Genomic DNA, 16,782 nt, shown 5'->3' on the forward strand with positions numbered 1-16,782 from the left:
CTCCTAGCCCTTATACATAGCGTGATTTTTTATCCAGCCGCCGCCCTTTCGTATCAATTGATTATTCAGCTGCCCGTCTTCTAGCAATTTATCTTTAACTGTAGCATAAATTGGCAAAGTGAACGAGAATACCGAGCCTTCGTTTTCGCGGGATCGAGCGATTATCGAGCCACCGTGAGATTCGACAAAAGCTTTGCAGATGTAAAGCCCGATTCCCGTCCCAGCCACAGCCTCGCGTGATCGGTGTGATCGATAGAACTTGTGGAACAAATTGTCCACGACGTTCGCCGGCATCCCAATTCCATTATCGGCGACGGACACTTCCACGAAGTCGCCTTTTTTCTCTGCGGAAACGGTTACGGACCCGCCCTCAAAACTGTATTTGATGGCATTGTCAATTAGATTACCAATCACTTCCCCGATGCTTCCGTGGTCAGCGGCTACGGTTGGGAGGTCGTCTGGAATATTTACGCTGAGCATTCTGTGTTGAGTCGAGGCGCGAAGCTGCATATCATCAGCAATCGAGGCGTAAATATTAGCGACAGTGTCTTCCAACAGATAAACCTTCAAGTGGTGCCTATCATATCTAGCGACGTTAAGAATATTGTCGATGTAGCTAGACAAGCGATTGGACGAAACGACCAACCTATCAAGAAGTTGCCTTTCATCGCCCTGCAAGCGTCCAGCAAACTCTTCATTGATAATGTCCAGATATCCACGAATAACTGTAATCGGTCCGCGAAGTTCGTGGGCGGCAAATGAGATGAAATTGAGGTCCTCTTCTTCTGGCAAATATCCTTCAGACTTGTCGATAAGAAAAATGACAGTTTCGGCGGCGGCGCCTTTCTCGAATGAAACCACGATATCAAAAATCCGCGTTTTTTGGATGATGTCAGGGTCTGTGCTAATGCGCTGCCAACGGCGCTCAGCTTTAATTTTCTCATTGGAGATTTCGTGAAGCCAATCGGAAATGCTCGGTTCGTTTAGAAAATCAAGCGCCAGAAAATCCTCGCCTTTTGCGTTCCTGGAAATCGGGGCGGCGGAATTGGCGAAGATAATCTTCTGATTGGAATTAAGAATTACTACGCCGGTGCTGGCTTGATTTAGGGCCTGAGTGAGCGGGATTTTTGGCTTGTCGTTGTCGCTAGTTGGTTTTTGCTCTGGCTGATAATCGCCATAAATTGCCTGAAGCGCCGTCTTAAATCCAGTTTTTTCGTAGCGTTTATCGTTAGGATTTGGCGGAGTGTCGGTGGTTGGTTCGCCAATTTTATGAGAAAGTGCCGCCAGAATTTTATTAAGCGGAGCGGTGATAATTTTAACGATAGAAATTGAAAATAGGATTTGCAAGATGGCGGTAATTAAAATGATAATCCAAAAATTTATCTGGAATATAGAAATTGCCGTGAAGTGGAGTGTAATTCCCAGTCCTAATATGATGCAGGCGCTCGCTGACAATAGGACTAATATGACTTTTCGGTAATAATATTGTTTGTACTCGCGCAAGGTTTTAGATGCTGGATCTATTGCCATGAAACACTTCCCCTTCCTGGCGTGAAGGCTGCAATCCATGTTTGTCCACGATTTAAGGCAATGTCTTTTCCAGATTCGTCTGTCAATTTAAGCGGCGAATTTATGTCCGCTTTTGACCAAGTGGCAGTGGCGACTGTGCCGTTTTGGAAAATGTAAGCTTTGCCGGATCCTGTCGTTTTGACGTCTTCGTAGCCATCGTAATTTTGAGCCCGAGCTTCAACGCCCACTTCCATAGCCACAACGGTATTTGGGGCAATTTGCCCATCTTCCCTATCGGCATGTGGCGCGCCAGCCATGCTCCTGAGGTAAGAATTCGACGCCTTGTCGTAAGCGTATGAGGTATTGTAGAGTGAGCCGCTGAGGTTTATGCTTACAGATGTGGCGTTTGGTGATTCGACTGGCTTGCCGTCTGCTCGCGCGAAGCTGGTGAATTTGGAATTGTTATAGCCTTTTGCGCTGTTCAATTGGTCAAGCTTCTCTCCTGAGGTGTAGACGTTGTGCGGCGCGTAGCGGTCGCGAGATCGCCAATATGATCCGTCGTTAAAGAACTGGTCGATGTCGCGATAATTGCCGTTTCTGAATTGAGATAAAGCGTTGGGGCTTCCGCCAACGTGCGCTATTGATGCTTGATACGGCGCCGCCCAGCTCAAATAGTATAATCTTAAGCTTCGAACTGGACCAATTAGCGCCGGCTTTTCTCCCTGGTACAGAGCCAAAAACCTAGTAATTCCGCCTTCCGCTACAGCTTCATAAACCACGCCAGCTTTCTTCAGTCCTGACTGCGGTCTGGCGGCTGGACTATTCTCGATCATCACGCCAGTTACAGGCAACTTCGCGGCGGCTTCGCTCGCGATTTCCATTCCAGTCAATGGCGAATAAAACTTCTTCGGCGCGGGTTTTTTAGTTGGCAATTTCAGTTCCACGCTAGCGGTCTGCTCGTATTTTATGGAGTGAATTGCAATTATGAAAACTCCAGCAATAACCATCGCGCTCACCACGAGCACAATCGCCAGAATATGCTTTTTTACCCATTCTTTGAACGACTCCCAGCGAGCGTTCTTTTTTTGTCCTGATTTATCTATTTTTTCAACATTCATGCTTATGCTTAGTATAGCATTTTCGGCGCACGAATAAACTATTTTTGTAGATAATTATCGATTCTTTGCAGAGTTTTTTTCTTGCCAATTAGCGCCAGTGTGTCGTTAAGCTGCGGACTAAACGGCGCCCACGTTGTCACAATTCTCACCAGACTAAACAAAATCCCCGGCTTCTGCCCTGTCGTTTCTAGTAATTGGTTAAGGCAATTCTGAATTGTTTCTGGCGTCCAATCTGTAATTTTCTCGAATTCTTGGCGCGCAATTGTCAGTAAATCTCGTCGTTCGTCGTCGGTCAATTTGCGAAGTTGCTTGTTTCCGTCAATTAATTCTGTGTCAATTTCAGGCTCGACGAAGAAATAGCTTGTTAATTTTGGCAAATCTTGCAGTGTCTTTAAGCGATCTTGCGCCAATTCCAGAACGCGCTTTTTATACGATTCGTCGGCGTTTTTGGCTTCTTCACCCCAGAACGGTTGGCAGCGAGAATAAAGATCGTCCAGGCTAAGCGATCGGATCCATTGACCATTCAGCCAAATGAGTCGCTGTTCGTCAAATCTCGCGCCAGATTTTTGAACGCGGTCGAGTGAGAACTTTTCAATCAGTTCGGCTTTACTGAAAATTTCCTGCTCCGTGCCGTCATTCCAGCCAAGTTGCGCTAAGAAATTAAGCATCGCTTCTGGCAAAATTCCCTCTGATCGATATTCGGTTACGCTTTTAGCGCCGTCACGCTTGCCAAGTTTTTTATTTCCCGATGGTGCCATAATGTGTGGCACGTGCGCCAGAATCGGCGGCGTAATTTTAAGCGCTTCGTAAAGCGAGAGATATTTAGGCGTACTGGCAATATATTCCGAGCCACGAATCACGTGCGTGACTTGCATTTCGAAATCGTCAATGATGTGCGCAAAATTGTAAGTTGGTAGTCCGTCCGCTTTGATCAGAATGAAATCATCCAAAGCTTCTGGGCCAGCCGACAACTCGCCCATAACGGCGTCCTTCCAAGAATATCGCTTAATTTCCGGAACTTTGAAGCGCAGCGGCATTCCAAGTCGCCACTCTGGCGGATTTTCTGGACGATGGTCGCGATATAAAAATGCTCGTTTTTCAGCCTTGGCTTTGTCGCGGAAAACTTGCACTTCTTCAGGCGTGTACGGATCGGCGTAAGCTAGCCCTTCGCTAATCATTTTCTTTGCCCACTTTATGTAAATGTCGCGGCGATCTGTTTGGTGATATGGACCAAAATTGCCAGACTCTTCTTTTGGATTGTTAAGAATTGGTCCTTCATCCCAATTTAGCCCTAGCCAATTTAAGGTTTCCAGAATCATTTCTTCCGCGCCTTCGACGAACCGAGCTTGGTCTGTATCTTCAATGCGTAAGATGAAATCTCCCTGATGTGCTCTGGCAACAAGGTATGTGTATAGCGCGGTGCGAACGTTGCCTAAGTGAATATAGCCAGTCGGACTTGGCGCAAAACGAGTTCTAATAGTCATGAGTAAATTATAGCACGTTATCTGATGAGTTACAGACTAGTGGCAATTTTTTCAATTTGGCTACTTGAGAGGTTTGCGTCGCCGCTGATTTGATATAGGATTCCGCCGTTTACCCAAGCCGCTTCTTTCCCGCCACTGTAAATTGTCAATCCGTCAATCATCGTGGTGTTTGGATTCTTGTGCTTTTCAGAGAAGAATTCTTTCACTGCTGACGAATTCCAGCCGCTTTTTTGCTGAGTTATGGTGTACCCTGAGCTTCCGTCGGCGTAGGCATATTTCATAGAGACTTCGCCTGATTTGAATTTGATAGGGCCGTTTAGGGCGTAGCCGTCTGGCTTGTAACCTGGGTATTTGGCATCAATTCCTGATTGAACGGCTGCCATTTTTATGGAGATATTTGGCATACTCAGGTATGTTAAATAGCCACCGAGTAGCATCACTGCAAATCCAACAGAAAACGTATTCAACCAACGTAATGCACCGCCCTTTTTCTGGCGTCGACGTGCTTTTTTATTGCTGATAATCTCATTCGACAAAGCTTTCTCAATTGCTTCGTTTTTCAATTGATGAGCGGTTTTTGCGACTGGCTTTTCTATTTTTTGCGGAGCGACGGCGACAAGCGGATTATTATTCATGGCCAGAGGCTGGCGTTCTTTTCGCAATTTAGTATCCACACTAAGAGGTCTTTGTTGAGCGCGACGAGTAACGGGGTGAGTTTCGGCTGGGCGGTTAATTGCAATTTTCTGAGGAGCTGGCTTGCTGACAATTGGCGTAGAAAACTTCTTCACGGCGACATGTTGCTTCACGTCGACGCGAGCTTTCTGGGGTTTGGCGGCCAATGGCGTGCGCTGCGGCATTTTAACGTGCCGACGATTCAATGTGCTGGATTTCTGAACGTGTGCGGCGTGAATATTTGACACAGATGTGCCGCGCCTACTGATTGATTGTTCTTTTTCTATTTCAGATTTTTCAATCTTAATATCATCCATCACCATTCCGGTAATGGTATTGTAAGCTCGTCCATTGATAACTACGTAGTTTTTACTTGCCATTAATCCCCCTAATGTTTATTCCTATATATTATAGTACAAATCGCCTAAGGTTTTTTCAAGTGTAAAAATATGTTATAATTTTCGTAATTATGTACCAGAAAAAGAATCGCACTAAAGAGCTCGCGCGGCGGACCTTTGTGTACACGCTGATGACATTATCACTTATAATTCTTCTTACGTTTTTGACGTTTAGGATGCTCGGCTATACGTTTGATCCAAACACGAAAGAATTGCAACAAACTGGACTTGTCCAATACGAATCACATCCTGGCGGAGCGCTGGTTTATGTTGACGATATGGAGCTGCGCCGCACTCCGACGAAAAGCACCGTTCTTCCTGGCAAGCACACTTTTTCGATGAAATTGGATAAATACGAACCGTGGCAAAAAACGCTAAATATCAAATCTGATACTGTTACGAATTTGAATTACGCCAGATTGATTCCGACAAAACGCGAAACTACCGAAGTAAAAACGTTCGACTCATTACAATCCGTTTCTCTGTCGCCAGCTGGTAATTTCTTGATGGGATTTGGTGTTAAAGATAAAACTCCGATTTTGACAATTGGCGATATTCGCGACACAAACAAAGATAAGGAAAAGTTCACGGAACATGCATTAAGCACAAGCGTTCTGTCTGGCTATTCCCTGTCTTCTGACAATCATACGTTTACCGTGTCGGAGTGGGACCGCGATTCTCGTTATGCGCTAGTGAAACATTCGTATCCAGCGGAAAATAATACTACTAACGTGCAGTGGTTGGTTTTTGATAGAGAAAATCCAGAGAAAATTACCGACGTAACGGCGATGACCGGTTTTGGAATTAAGCAAATTGGCTTTGCGGGAACTGGCGCGCACACGGTTTACACTTTGCAGGAAACTGGCGAATTGAGGCGAGTTGACCTTGATAGCTCGACAATTTCTAGCCCAATCTTGACTGGCGTCGAATCTTTCAAGCTTTACGGCGACGACCGTTTGTCCTACGCGGCTGTTGTTGACGGTAAAAAAGTGGCAGGAATTTGGAAACGAGATTGGAAAGAGCCGTTTGTGATTGGCACTTTTGCTACTGATTCTACCCCAGTAATTCGAATTTCTCGCTATTTCAATAAAGACACGGTGGTTTTGACCGATGGTAAAAATATGACAATTTATAGAGGTGAGATTTCAGATTCTAAGGATCGCCAAAAAGAGTTCTTAAAAACAGCAAAGATTATTAAGACTGATAATGCGATTACGAGCGTGACGATGGACAATGCTGGGCGATTTATCGTGGCGCAAAGCGGTGCGACATTGCAGACTTATGATTTGGAGCGTAAAGAATTGTCTAGCGCGTTTAATATCGGTATGGCACAGGAAGTGAAGTGGCTTGACAATTTCTATATTCGTAGCGTTTCTGCGTCGGGAAAAATGGAGATTCGTGAGTTTGACGGCACGAACGCTCATACGTTGATAGACGTTAAGCCTGGTTTGGATTCTGTTTTGTCCTCGAATCAGCGATACGTTTACGGATTGACGACCAACGCTTCTGGAAAAATTGTCCTGAGTAAAATGAATATGGACAATGGTTCGATTGGGTTGTTCAATTAATAGATAATTTATCGACCGCCGAATAATTTCTCAAGCAAAGTCGGCTCGGGTTTTCCTGGGATATTTGAGTTGTTGCTTTGCTGCTGATTTGAGCTGGATTCTGACGTCGCAGTGGCTTTGCTTGGGTCTGGGTTGATTTGTTCTGCGAAGATAAGAAGTCGTTTCTCTGCAGTTCCTAAAGGCACACAGCTTACAAGTGTTAGCATTGGTTTATCCGTGTTAATCTGAACTTTTGAAACTTCGGTCGGCATAACAACTTCTGTTGATGTTATTTTATAAGTGTAGCGTTTCCCGTTGTAATTCATGTAAATAATATCGCCCTTGACTAGCTTTTCATTCTGAGCGAAGACGAATTTATAATCGCCACCAGCAAAAGCGTCGTTGCTGGAGTGCGCGGCAAATACGGCATTTCCGACTTCGCCTGGCACGGCACTAGCGCCAGGAATTGAAAAGTGAGCTACTCCCTTCTCCATGGCTTTTGATTGCGATTTTGTGTCGCTGGCGGCGCCGTAAATAACTGGCGCGTCAACGTTAATCTTTGGGATGATAATCCTAGGTTCAGGTCCGACGGTTACGTCAGTGGAGGCGTCAACGATGATGTTTTGTGGGTTAATTGCGCCAGGTGTTGTGTAAGCTGCGACCGCGCCGAAAATAACGCGGTTATATTGCAAAAACATGAAGACTAATAGCACCGACAATCCAGCAATCGCCGGAACAAAATGTCGGGATTTTTTCACTTTATTTGCGGAGTCGCGAACCTTTTGCTGAATCTGACTGCGGAGTTCTTTTATGGCTGCTTTTTGTGGGTCCAGAGGCTCGTCTTCGCTGACTACTGGCGTGACAGTCTGACTTTCCTTCGTCAATCGAGAAATTTCACGGTTTTTTGCCGCGATGTCGCCCGCGTAGTAACGCTCGTAATACATCTGATAATATTTCTGCCAAGCGCTGTGGTATTGCTTCCATTGGTCGGCTGAAACTTGAGTGTGAATGGCTGAATTTTGAGTTTGAGCGGTTTGGTTTGCGGGAGCGGAATTGCTAATTTGCGGCTCTGGCTGAATCTGGGTTTGGGCAATTGGCGCCGTCCGCATAGCGTGATTGACGGTGTCTTTTTTCAGCTCTGGCTGTGGTGCTGTTGGAATTTGCTGAGGTTTGGATATTTGTGCCTTGAGCTGTTCTGACCTGACTTCGGGTTTTGATTGCAATTGAGCGGAAAATGGTTGCGGCTGAGGTTTTTCTGGCGCTGGATTCTGTTCTTCTGTTCTGGAATAAATAGCGTCAAGTTGCCCACGAATAACATCAGCAGCGGCATTTCGTGAGGCTGCTGAATCGCGAGTTGGCGGCGTGAGAGATCGGCGCTGATCTGATACCGGCATGCCCACTCGACCGTTTGATTGATCATCCGTCGGATACATAACTTATTTCATTATACGTCAAATTGATATCAAATAAAAGTCGTGCTTGTGAGAAATCGCTGGTTGTGTTACAATAATACGGTAGCTTGGAGCGTTCTCTTGTGCCGCGGTGGCGGAATTGGTAGACGCGCTAGACTCAAAATCTGGTGAGCAATAGCTCGTGCCGGTTCAAGTCCGGCCCGCGGTACCAGAGGCAGCTTCAGGTGATAATCGTCCATTTTGGGCGATTTTTTTATGCAAAGAAAACAGCCCGCAGAAAGGCGCTACCGAGGCTTTGTAGCCTTCCAGGCGAGCTGTCTTCTCTGCGGGCTTTTTACGACAGCCCTTTCCCTCCGTTCTCTTTAGCGTTAAGCAGGAACATAAGGCTAGCGAAGCCTCCGGCCAACGCCCCAATGGGCGCCGCGGAGGACATGTCTGCGGCAAGCAGGAATGCGATTAGCATCCCAGCTGCCGCTCCGATTGCGGCGGAAAGGGCGACGACCGCCACTAATGCTGTAACCATGATGATTAGAGGTCCAATCTTCACGGCACTCACTTCCTCTCGAGAAGTGCTTTACTCATAACCAAGGGCTACTTTCACCCTTTGACAAGTCATGGGTGAAAGCTTGATAGTATGATACAACTAATTGTACGTAATGTCAAGCGGATATTTATGCGAGGCTACATTTTGCAAATAGCGGTGCTGATTGCTGCTAGCGGCGCTTTCGGCGACCAAATCAAGTAGCTTGCGGCGCGGGCACCGACGGTTCCCCGCCAAATTGCCATTGGTGCGTCCCATTTTTGGGTGACGACTTCTCCGCTGTGGGCGATTATTAAATTGTCGGCATGAAAAACGCAAATGGCTACGGGATATGTGATGGTGAATTTGTGAAGCGCTTCGACGAGTTGCGACAATTGAATGCTGAACGTAATCATTTTTGGATAAAAAATTGCGCGGAATATTTTTTGGACTTGCGCCAGACTTGCTATGAAAACCACGTGCGGATTGTCCAGAATTTCCTGAAAACTATTTTGTACAAGGTCAATCGCATCTCGCGTCAGCACGACGGGAATTTCTGACTTTTTGATCAATTCTTCGTAGACGATTGCCGTTTGACTATTCCGTCCAGCGTCGCCGCATAATAGCAATACGTCCGCCCATCTTTCCAGTGCCAAAGTTTCAGTGAGCGCTTCGTTTGCCAGGCTTCCTGATTGGTTTGTCGGCGCGAATAAAACGTCTGTCATATTCGCGGGAACATTTTTTTTCAAGGCGTCAGGCAGTAAAACGCGAGCCTCGCCCACGCCAGTTTTAAGGGATTCTTGGTAACTTTCTGCCACCGCCAAAAAGCCTAATTTGTTGCCGCCGATAATTCCTAATTTTCCCGCTTGGTCGCGTCGTTCTGGCTTATTCCATTCGACATCTGGAAAAAGCGGTTTCCCTGGCTCTTGTTTTTGCCAAAATTTCATATCCATTATAGATTTACCTCAATGCTCACCGGACAATGATCGCTGCCCATTTGTTCTGGATAAATTTGCGGATTAGTAACGCGATTTGCGATTTCACGCGACGCTAGCCAATAGTCAATCCGCCAACCAACATTTCGCGCCCTGGCATTCGCCCAGTGTGTCCACCAACTGTACGCGCCAGTTTTTTCGGGGAAAGCTGCCCGGAAAGTGTCGATAAACCCAGCGTCCAAATAGTTCTGAAAACCTTCCCTTTCTTCGTCGGTGAAGCCATGCTTGCCGACGTTAGGTTTCGGATTTGCCAAGTCAATTTCCTGATGCGCTACGTTCATATCGCCACAATAAAGGACTGGCTTTGACAATTCCAATTCTTCCAGATAAGCCAACACCGCCTTGTCCCATTTTTTATATCGCAAATCTAATCGACTTAAATCCCCTTTTGAGTTCGGAGTGTAGCAATTGACAACCCAAAAATCGTCAAACTCGGCGGTAATAATTCGTCCTTCGTCAGCTGGATTGCCGTACTCGTCACCCGTCAAGTCAAATTGCTCAATGATGTTCGGCGGAAAACCGTCACGCCAGCTTAAGGGCGGGATTTTAGAGAAAATTGCCGTGCCAGAGTAACCTTTTTTGGCGGCGGAATAGAAATGCTCGTGATAATTCGGTAGGTCAATTTCAACCTGATCTCTGGTGGCTTTGGTTTCTTGTAGGCATAGAATATCTGGATTGTACGTGTCGATGAACTTCGCGAATTCACCCTTATTTATAACTGCACGAATGCCGTTTACGTTCCAAGAGAAAAGCTTCATAATTTTATTATACCGTGATGATATAATTTAATGAATATGCTACCAATGTACGATAAGTTTTTGGGCGAAATATCAAGCGACTTTATGGATGTCAGAGGCGTGAAAACTGCTTGCTATTTTTATCAAGGTGGCTCGAATAAAACTATTTTGCTAATTCACGGCATTGGTGGCGATTTTCACGGGATGATTCCGCTGGCTTATCATCTGAAAAATGACGCGAATTTGGTGTTTGTTGACTTGCCTTCTCACGGCAGAAGTCAATTGATAAAAAATATGAAAATGAGCGACGTTGAAAATTGGGCGATGAATTTGATGTCGGCTTTTGGCGGTAAAGGCGTGTCAATTGACGAGGTTGTTGCTCATTCGCTGGGATGTTTGGCGGCAAATAAAATGCGATGCCAGAAAATTTGGTACATCAGCCCTCCGATGAAAACTTCGGTTATGTCGAGAATTTCCTCGTCGTTCTTTTACCGCACTCGTCGGATGAATCAATATATTTATTTGAACTATTACTTTTCGGTGTTCCGTGGGCTGTGTTTGGTGAATAATAGACGAAAAAATGTCGTGGATTTGATACGGTGGCTGACGAAAAATACGCGAGTAACGCGGTGGCAATATTTGGGGCAATCGAAAATTGCGCGGGACATTTCTCGAGACAATAAAATTATTATTTCTGAGCGCGAATTTACGGGATTGATAGTTGGGCGACGGGACAAGATTTCGCTTCCTGTGAACGCCGCCGATGGCGTAAAAATTGATAAATTTGTGGAGCTTGATACGGGACATTTGTCGGTGTTGGATAGCCCAGAATTGGTTGCCGAATTGATATTGGCGGAATAATTATTTGCTATACTGTAGGTATGAGTAAGAAAGACGATAAAAAACTAATTGTTGATATGATTTCTGAGAGCGAATTCACCGTTCAGGGTCACGGTGTGCATACGGCCTTTGTAGAGATGACAAATGCACTTAAAGATCGTGATGATATTGATATTGCGGTGAATAAGGCGCGGTTAGACGCGGATATCGTCCATGTACAAACTACTGGACTGTATTCGATGAAAAAAATGCGTCAATCTGGCGGAAAGAAGGTCGTGTCTGCTCATGTTGTACCAGCTTCTTTTATAGGCAGTATTAAGGGCGCGAAGTTGCTAGAGCCACTTGCTCGCGCGTATTTACGATGGTTTTACAATAAAGCTGATTTGGTCTTAGCGGTATCTGATTATACAAAGAATGAACTGGAAAAAATTGGTGTCAAGAAGCCAATTTCTATATTATATAACACTATAGATACGGCAAAATATGCCAATTCACCGGCGAAGAAGAAATCTGCTAGACAAAAGCTTGGCATTAGCAATGATGCTTTTGTGGTCGTTGGAAGTGGTCAAGTGCAGCCACGTAAACGTATCGATGTGTTTTTTGATATGGCAGAAAAGATGCCTGATGTGGAGTTTGTATGGGTCGGCGGCGTGCCGTTTGGAGTGATTGCGGCTGAGAGTGGTGCTATGCAAAGAATGATGAATAATCCGCCAAAGAATTTGAAATTTACTGGTGTGATACCGCTCGATGAGGTTGCTGACTATTACCGTGCGGCAGATGTGTTTGTATTGCCGAGCGAGCAGGAAACCTTCGGTTTGGTTGTTGTTGAGGCCGCTGCCGCAGGATTACCTGTTGTCTTGCGAGATATTTCTGATTATGACACGACATTTAGAGATGGGGCGGTAATGGCTTCGTCTGATGGTGACTTTGTGAATCAAGTAGATAAACTGAGGCGAAATGAGAAATTTTATAGCCAGCAGTGTCAATCGGCTGAGAAAATTGCTGAGCGTTTTGACAGCAGTGCTGGCGCCGAGCGATTAGTCGAATTTTATCGATCGCTGATATAAATGGTATAATGGGGCTATTATGAGGATAGGACTTTTTACGGACAGTTACAGACCGTCCATTAACGGTATCGTTTACGTTGTTGAATCATTAAAGCGCGAGCTGGAAGCTTTGGGGCATGAGGTCTATGTTTTTTGCCCAGCAAAGTCTATTAGTCCGTCCAAGCAAGCCGAACTTCTTCACGAAGATGAAAATAGTCGAATAATTCGTTTCCGCTCAATTACGGGCGCGTTCTTTGATGATTACGACACGTCGGTGTTCTTCCCTCCTGTGGTGCAGCGTCAAATTGCCAATATGCATCTGGACGTTGTTCATATTTTTACGCCGTCGCAAATTGGGCTATTGGGCGTGAAGGCAGCGAAGAAAAATAATATTCCTTTGATTATTCAGCATTGTACGGATCTATATGAATTCGTCGATCATTATCCTGCGGTTTTGCCAGGAGTTTTGGCGTTGGCGGGAGTGGTTTTTCCGTTGTCGGTAAAATTGAATGGGCAGGATTTGCTGGAAGTTGCCAAATTATATCGTCCGCGTAATGGCGTAACGAAATGGAATAAAGATATTATTGAGCGCGTCATAACTATTTTATACAGCAAGGCGGATGCGGTGATTGCTCTGTCACGTAAAAGCCGCGATCAATTGGAATCTTGGCAGACCGAAGATTACACCTACGATGTTACTTTAATGCCAAACGGCGTGAATGCTCTTCCGCGGGCGAGCGCTAAACGAGTCGCAGAGTTCCGCGAACAATGGGGTCTTGACGAAAAAGATGAAGTGTTTGGCTTTGTGGGGCGCTTGGGCGAGGAAAAGAATTTGCCAATTTTGATTCAGGCGTTTAGCGAGTTTATTGCCGAAGCTCGTCCGAAATCAAAGCTGCTGTTTGTCGGTGATTTTGAATATCGAAAAACTTTGGAAAAAATGGCAGCCGAGACGGATTTTGCGGATAGGATTATATTTACTGGCGCTATGCCACGAGAAGATTTGGGCGTGGCGTATAAAGTGATGAATGTGTTTACTTTTCCTTCGCTTAAAGATACGCAGGGCTGGGTTCTTCACGAAGCTGCTCACGCCGGAAAGCCAATTGTTATTATTGACAAGGAAGTCTCAGAGGTCGTGAAGGACGGAGTTAACGGCTATTTTGCAGAAAATAATCCAGAAAGTGTAGCGGAAAAAGTAATTGCAATTCTAAAAAGTCCGAAAAAACAAGCAGAATTTAGCACTGAAAGTAAAAAATTAGCCAACAAGTTTACGGAGCGAAGCCAAGTGAAGAAGCTTGAAAAGCTCTATCAAAAGCTAATTGACGCGCGCGAAAATCAATAAATCTCAGGCTGATTTTGTAATCGGTGCGGCTATCTATTAGAGATAAGTCTTTTAGTTTCCCTATCTTGGTCGCGGCGTTTGATGGTTTGGCGCTTGTCGTAATTTTTCTTACCTTTTCCGAGCGCAATTACAACTTTAATAAACTTTCCATTGGTCAACAATTTGGTCGGGACGATTGTCATTCCCTGTTTTTTTGCTTCGGTGAAGTTGGCTAGCTGTTTTTTGCTGACTAGCAATTTCCGCGCCGAAGTATCGATTGAGCGACTATTCGCTTCTCCGCGAACGTTTAATCGCAGTGAAAAGCTGGCGTTATTTAGCCACAATTCGCCGTTTCTTAAGCTAACAAATGAGCCTTTAAGCTGGACGTGGCCTTCTCTGGCGGCTCGTACTTCCATTCCAGTTAAAACCAAGCCAGCTACAATTTCTTCGCCAAGTTCATAATCAAACCGTGCACGACGATTGACAATGTTCTGTGTGGCTGGTTTTTTAGCTTTTGGCTTTGACATGGATTATATTATAGCAAAACTTAACGCGACAGTATATTTAGGCTAGTTTTGTGCGGCTGAAATATGACTTATGTTACAATATCTCAAGCATGATAGCCGACATTCACATTGCTGAGAAAAGTTTTGGCGATAAGACGTTAATGAAAGACGTCAAGTTCAGTGTGGACGATGGCGAGAAAGTTGGTGTGGTTGGTCGTAACGGTGTTGGCAAGTCGACGCTGTTTGGAATATTGAGCGGAAAAGACACTGATTATACTGGCGAGGTTATTTTTCGCCGTGGCATTACGGTTGCGACTACAGCTCAGGAGCATCACGGTTTGGGTGATCAAACGGTCATGGCGTATATTCTTAGCGGACTTCCAGAATATTCCAAGCTAAAGAAAATTATCGATGAATATCCGCTGACTATGGGCGATAATATGCGAAAAATTGAGGAATATACACAGGCTCTGGAGCGATTTGACCAAAAAGGATTTTATCAAATTGAAGAAAAAATTGAACGAGAGCTTAGCAATTTTCAATTAGACGGTTTTGGTGATCGGAAGATTTCTTCCCTGTCTGGCGGTCAAAAAAGGCTGGTGGAAATTGTTAAAATTATGCACTCGGAGGCGCATTTGGCGCTGATTGATGAGCCGACAAACCACATGGATTATGTGGCGAAACAGCAGTTTATTGATTGGATGAATTCGCAGCCGCATCAAGCGATGCTAATCATTACGCATGATCGTGATGTACTTGGGCAAGTTGATCGAATAGTTGAGATCAAAGATGGTCAAGCCGTGAGTTACCGCGGAAATTACGACGCGTACTTGAAGCAGAACGCTCAAGCGACGACAGCTGGAATGAACAATTTTGAGCAGATTGAGAAGCGAATTGTTAACCTGAAACAAAAAGTTTTGGACTATCAAAGGCTTAAGGAAAAGTCGCGTAATCCTGGCACGATTCAGAAGTTTAAGCGCTTGGAAAATGAGGCGCGAGCGGAGCTGGAGGAATTGTCAGAAATGGAAAAGCCGACGTTTTGGATTGACAAAGAATCTGTTGGTCAATTGGATTATAAATCGGCCGAGCGTTACGGAAAGTTCAAGTCGCGTAATATTCGCCTGAGTATGAAAGACGCATCCAGTCGCAGTCAGCACGTGTTGGTTCGTGCGGAAAATGTGGCGGTTGGGATTGGTGAGCGGATATTGTTTGAAGATGTGAATATTGATTTGCGCGAAGGTGAAGCGATTGAAATTAGAGGTCGCAATGGCGCCGGTAAAACTACGTTGATTCGGATGATTCTGGCGTCGGGCAAGAGTTTTGACGGCGGTCCTGTTCTTTATTCTGGCGATATTTTCCTTGATCCGCAGGTTCGAATTGGTGTTTATGAGCAAGAAATTGACGAGCGATATTTGTCTGATCCGCTAGAAAAAGCGATTGAAAAATTGTATATGAGTCGTGATTTGTCGATTTCTGATACGAAAATTCGGCAACTTTTGGCTGACTATTTGTTCACGGACGCTGATCGGATGACGCCGCTGGCTCGCTTGTCTGGCGGTCAAAAGGCGCGTTTTCAGATTATTGCCATGCTGGCGAACGACCCGCAGCTGCTGATTTTAGACGAGCCGACGAATCACTTGGATTTGCCGAGTATTGAAGAGTTGGAAACGGCGTTGGTCAAGTATTCCGGCGCGATTCTTTACGTCAGCCACGATAATTATTTCCGCGAAAAACTTGGCGGAAAAGTTGTGCAAATTGGCACAGAATAAAAATTTTCCGCCAGAATTTGACGGAAAATCTTGAATCGTTTTAAGAAAATTAGTCGGACAGCAAGCCGTTTTTTCGTAGCAAATCTTGTAGTTTCGGTCGATCAAAACCAAGCACTAATTCCCCGTTGATATCTGTTACTGGCACGCCTTGGAAATTGCCGCCATTTTTATTTAGCAATTCCTCTTTTGCGCCAGGATCAGCCTCGATATCTTTGGAAACAAAGTCAATTCCCAGCTTCTTCAGCCATTCCATTTCCGTGTGGCAAAACGCACACCAGCTAGTGTTGTATACGACAACTTTTGTGTCTTGATGGTTGTTCGTTGTGTCTTCGCTCATATATTCCCCTATTTAATAACACTTCCAATTATAACATAACGGTTACGTCTATTTAGAATTCTTCGATGTCAAATGCCAATTTTTGCACCATTCGCAGTGATATATATCGATCGACAAATTCGGGTTCGCTAATTCTTGGATTTCTGCTGCTTGGCGCGCTTTTATCTCTGTTGAGAAGCGACGTTTTTTCTGGCAATTAGTCAGTCCTGAAATTGACATCAATGATGTTTTTTGGGTTTTTTGACTATTTTTTGAATAATTTCGTCGTGGCATCTTGCAAAATAGTATAACAGATTGATATAGTGGAAAGTAATGGTAAAAGAAACTGACATTTCGGCTAATGATACAGGCGATTCTGGCGCGATGATGATTTTGGCAAGGACGATGATTGGTACAATGTGGCGAATGTTTTTGCCGACAATTGGTTTGACTTTGTTGGGATTGTGGCTGGATAATGTCAGCGGAATGAAGATGAGGTGGTTGCTTGCTGGAATTATTTCTGGCGCGATTATCTCGGTGATTCTCGTAGCTTTGCAAATTGCTAAAATTAAACAGCAGGAGTTGAAAAAATGAT

Annotated in this window: 17 protein-coding genes and 1 tRNA gene; 8 read left to right on the forward strand and 10 right to left on the reverse strand. The window is 44.9% G+C overall.

What is annotated here, in order from left to right:
* Positions 1–3 precede the first annotated feature (3 nt).
* From LRM47_RS03800 to LRM47_RS03815, 4 genes are read right to left on the reverse strand one after another with little or no spacing between them, the layout of a single operon-like run.
* Complete coding sequence (locus LRM47_RS03800) at positions 4–1,530, reverse strand: sensor histidine kinase (RefSeq protein WP_243822858.1); 1,527 nt, start codon at positions 1,528–1,530, stop codon at positions 4–6.
* Positions 1,521–2,627, reverse strand: coding sequence for a DUF3048 domain-containing protein (locus LRM47_RS03805; RefSeq protein ID WP_243822859.1), 1,107 nt, complete (start codon positions 2,625–2,627; stop codon positions 1,521–1,523). The genes LRM47_RS03800 and LRM47_RS03805 overlap by 10 nt, the downstream gene beginning before the upstream one ends.
* Before the next feature lie 38 nt (positions 2,628–2,665).
* Entirely contained in the window at positions 2,666–4,111 is a 1,446-nt protein-coding gene (gltX, locus tag LRM47_RS03810) for a glutamate--tRNA ligase (protein WP_243822860.1), read from the reverse strand.
* A 29-nt stretch (positions 4,112–4,140) separates the two neighbouring features.
* The gene (locus LRM47_RS03815) at positions 4,141–5,163 is read right to left on the reverse strand and encodes a DUF4367 domain-containing protein (RefSeq protein WP_243822861.1); all 1,023 of its coding nucleotides are present in this window, start codon (positions 5,161–5,163) and stop codon (positions 4,141–4,143) included.
* An 89-nt stretch (positions 5,164–5,252) separates the two neighbouring features.
* Here LRM47_RS03815 and LRM47_RS03820 point away from each other — a divergent pair, with 89 nt between their 5' ends.
* Complete coding sequence (locus LRM47_RS03820) at positions 5,253–6,749, forward strand: PEGA domain-containing protein (protein WP_243822862.1); 1,497 nt, start codon at positions 5,253–5,255, stop codon at positions 6,747–6,749.
* A gap of 8 nt (positions 6,750–6,757) precedes the next feature.
* On the opposite strand, the gene LRM47_RS03825 is transcribed toward LRM47_RS03820, so the two are convergent.
* Positions 6,758–8,161 carry a sortase gene (locus tag LRM47_RS03825; protein WP_243822863.1) on the reverse strand — a complete coding sequence of 468 codons (1,404 nt, stop codon included), beginning with the start codon at positions 8,159–8,161 and terminating at the stop codon, positions 6,758–6,760.
* A 103-nt stretch (positions 8,162–8,264) separates the two neighbouring features.
* Here LRM47_RS03825 and LRM47_RS03830 point away from each other — a divergent pair.
* Both LRM47_RS03830 and LRM47_RS03835 read left to right on the forward strand, forming a co-directional pair.
* Positions 8,265–8,351, forward strand: a tRNA-Leu gene (locus tag LRM47_RS03830).
* Between the two features lie 202 nt (positions 8,352–8,553).
* Positions 8,554–8,724 carry a hypothetical protein gene (locus LRM47_RS03835; RefSeq protein WP_165000220.1) on the forward strand — a complete coding sequence of 57 codons (171 nt, stop codon included), beginning with the start codon at positions 8,554–8,556 and terminating at the stop codon, positions 8,722–8,724.
* A 97-nt stretch (positions 8,725–8,821) separates the two neighbouring features.
* Here the strand turns inward: LRM47_RS03835 and LRM47_RS03840 are convergent, their stop codons facing one another.
* Together LRM47_RS03840 and LRM47_RS03845 are read right to left on the reverse strand one after the other, a co-directional pair.
* Positions 8,822–9,607: a carbohydrate kinase family protein gene (locus LRM47_RS03840; RefSeq protein ID WP_243822864.1), complete on the reverse strand. Its 786-nt coding sequence runs from the start codon at positions 9,605–9,607 to the stop codon at positions 8,822–8,824.
* 5 nt (positions 9,608–9,612) lie between these two features.
* A complete protein-coding gene (locus LRM47_RS03845; RefSeq protein WP_243822865.1) occupies positions 9,613–10,413 on the reverse strand; it encodes an exodeoxyribonuclease III in 801 nt (266 codons plus the stop codon).
* A gap of 30 nt (positions 10,414–10,443) precedes the next feature.
* Between LRM47_RS03845 and LRM47_RS03850 the strand changes: the two genes are divergently transcribed.
* Genes LRM47_RS03850 through LRM47_RS03860 form a run of 3 tightly spaced genes read left to right on the forward strand, consistent with a single transcriptional unit; the run spans position 10,444 to position 13,617 of the window.
* Entirely contained in the window at positions 10,444–11,253 is an 810-nt protein-coding gene (locus LRM47_RS03850) for an alpha/beta fold hydrolase (RefSeq protein ID WP_243822866.1), read from the forward strand.
* Between the two features lie 20 nt (positions 11,254–11,273).
* Positions 11,274–12,299, forward strand: a complete 1,026-nt coding sequence (locus LRM47_RS03855; RefSeq protein ID WP_243822867.1) for a glycosyltransferase — start codon at positions 11,274–11,276, stop codon at positions 12,297–12,299.
* 19 nt (positions 12,300–12,318) lie between these two features.
* Positions 12,319–13,617, forward strand: a complete 1,299-nt coding sequence (locus LRM47_RS03860; protein WP_243822868.1) for a glycosyltransferase — start codon at positions 12,319–12,321, stop codon at positions 13,615–13,617.
* 29 nt (positions 13,618–13,646) lie between these two features.
* Here LRM47_RS03860 and smpB read toward each other — a convergent pair whose 3' ends face one another.
* The gene (smpB, locus tag LRM47_RS03865; protein WP_243822869.1) at positions 13,647–14,123 is read right to left on the reverse strand and encodes an SsrA-binding protein SmpB; all 477 of its coding nucleotides are present in this window, start codon (positions 14,121–14,123) and stop codon (positions 13,647–13,649) included.
* Between the two features lie 89 nt (positions 14,124–14,212).
* Here smpB and LRM47_RS03870 point away from each other — a divergent pair, with 89 nt between their 5' ends.
* Positions 14,213–15,871, forward strand: a complete 1,659-nt coding sequence (locus LRM47_RS03870) for an ABC-F family ATP-binding cassette domain-containing protein (RefSeq protein ID WP_243822870.1) — start codon at positions 14,213–14,215, stop codon at positions 15,869–15,871.
* A 49-nt stretch (positions 15,872–15,920) separates the two neighbouring features.
* Here LRM47_RS03870 and LRM47_RS03875 read toward each other — a convergent pair whose 3' ends face one another.
* Complete coding sequence (locus LRM47_RS03875) at positions 15,921–16,208, reverse strand: glutaredoxin family protein (RefSeq protein WP_129632750.1); 288 nt, start codon at positions 16,206–16,208, stop codon at positions 15,921–15,923.
* 48 nt (positions 16,209–16,256) lie between these two features.
* On the reverse strand, positions 16,257–16,481 hold the full coding sequence (locus LRM47_RS03880) for a hypothetical protein (protein WP_129743886.1): 225 nt from the start codon (positions 16,479–16,481) through the stop codon (positions 16,257–16,259).
* Positions 16,482–16,520: 39 nt separating this feature from the next.
* Between LRM47_RS03880 and LRM47_RS03885 the strand changes: the two genes are divergently transcribed.
* The gene (locus LRM47_RS03885) at positions 16,521–16,781 is read left to right on the forward strand and encodes a hypothetical protein (protein ID WP_129743885.1); all 261 of its coding nucleotides are present in this window, start codon (positions 16,521–16,523) and stop codon (positions 16,779–16,781) included.
* Position 16,782 lies beyond the last annotated feature (1 nt).

This window comes from Candidatus Nanosynbacter sp. TM7-076, from assembly GCF_022828325.1.
Classification (GTDB): Bacteria; Patescibacteriota; Saccharimonadia; order Saccharimonadales; family Saccharimonadaceae; genus Nanosynbacter.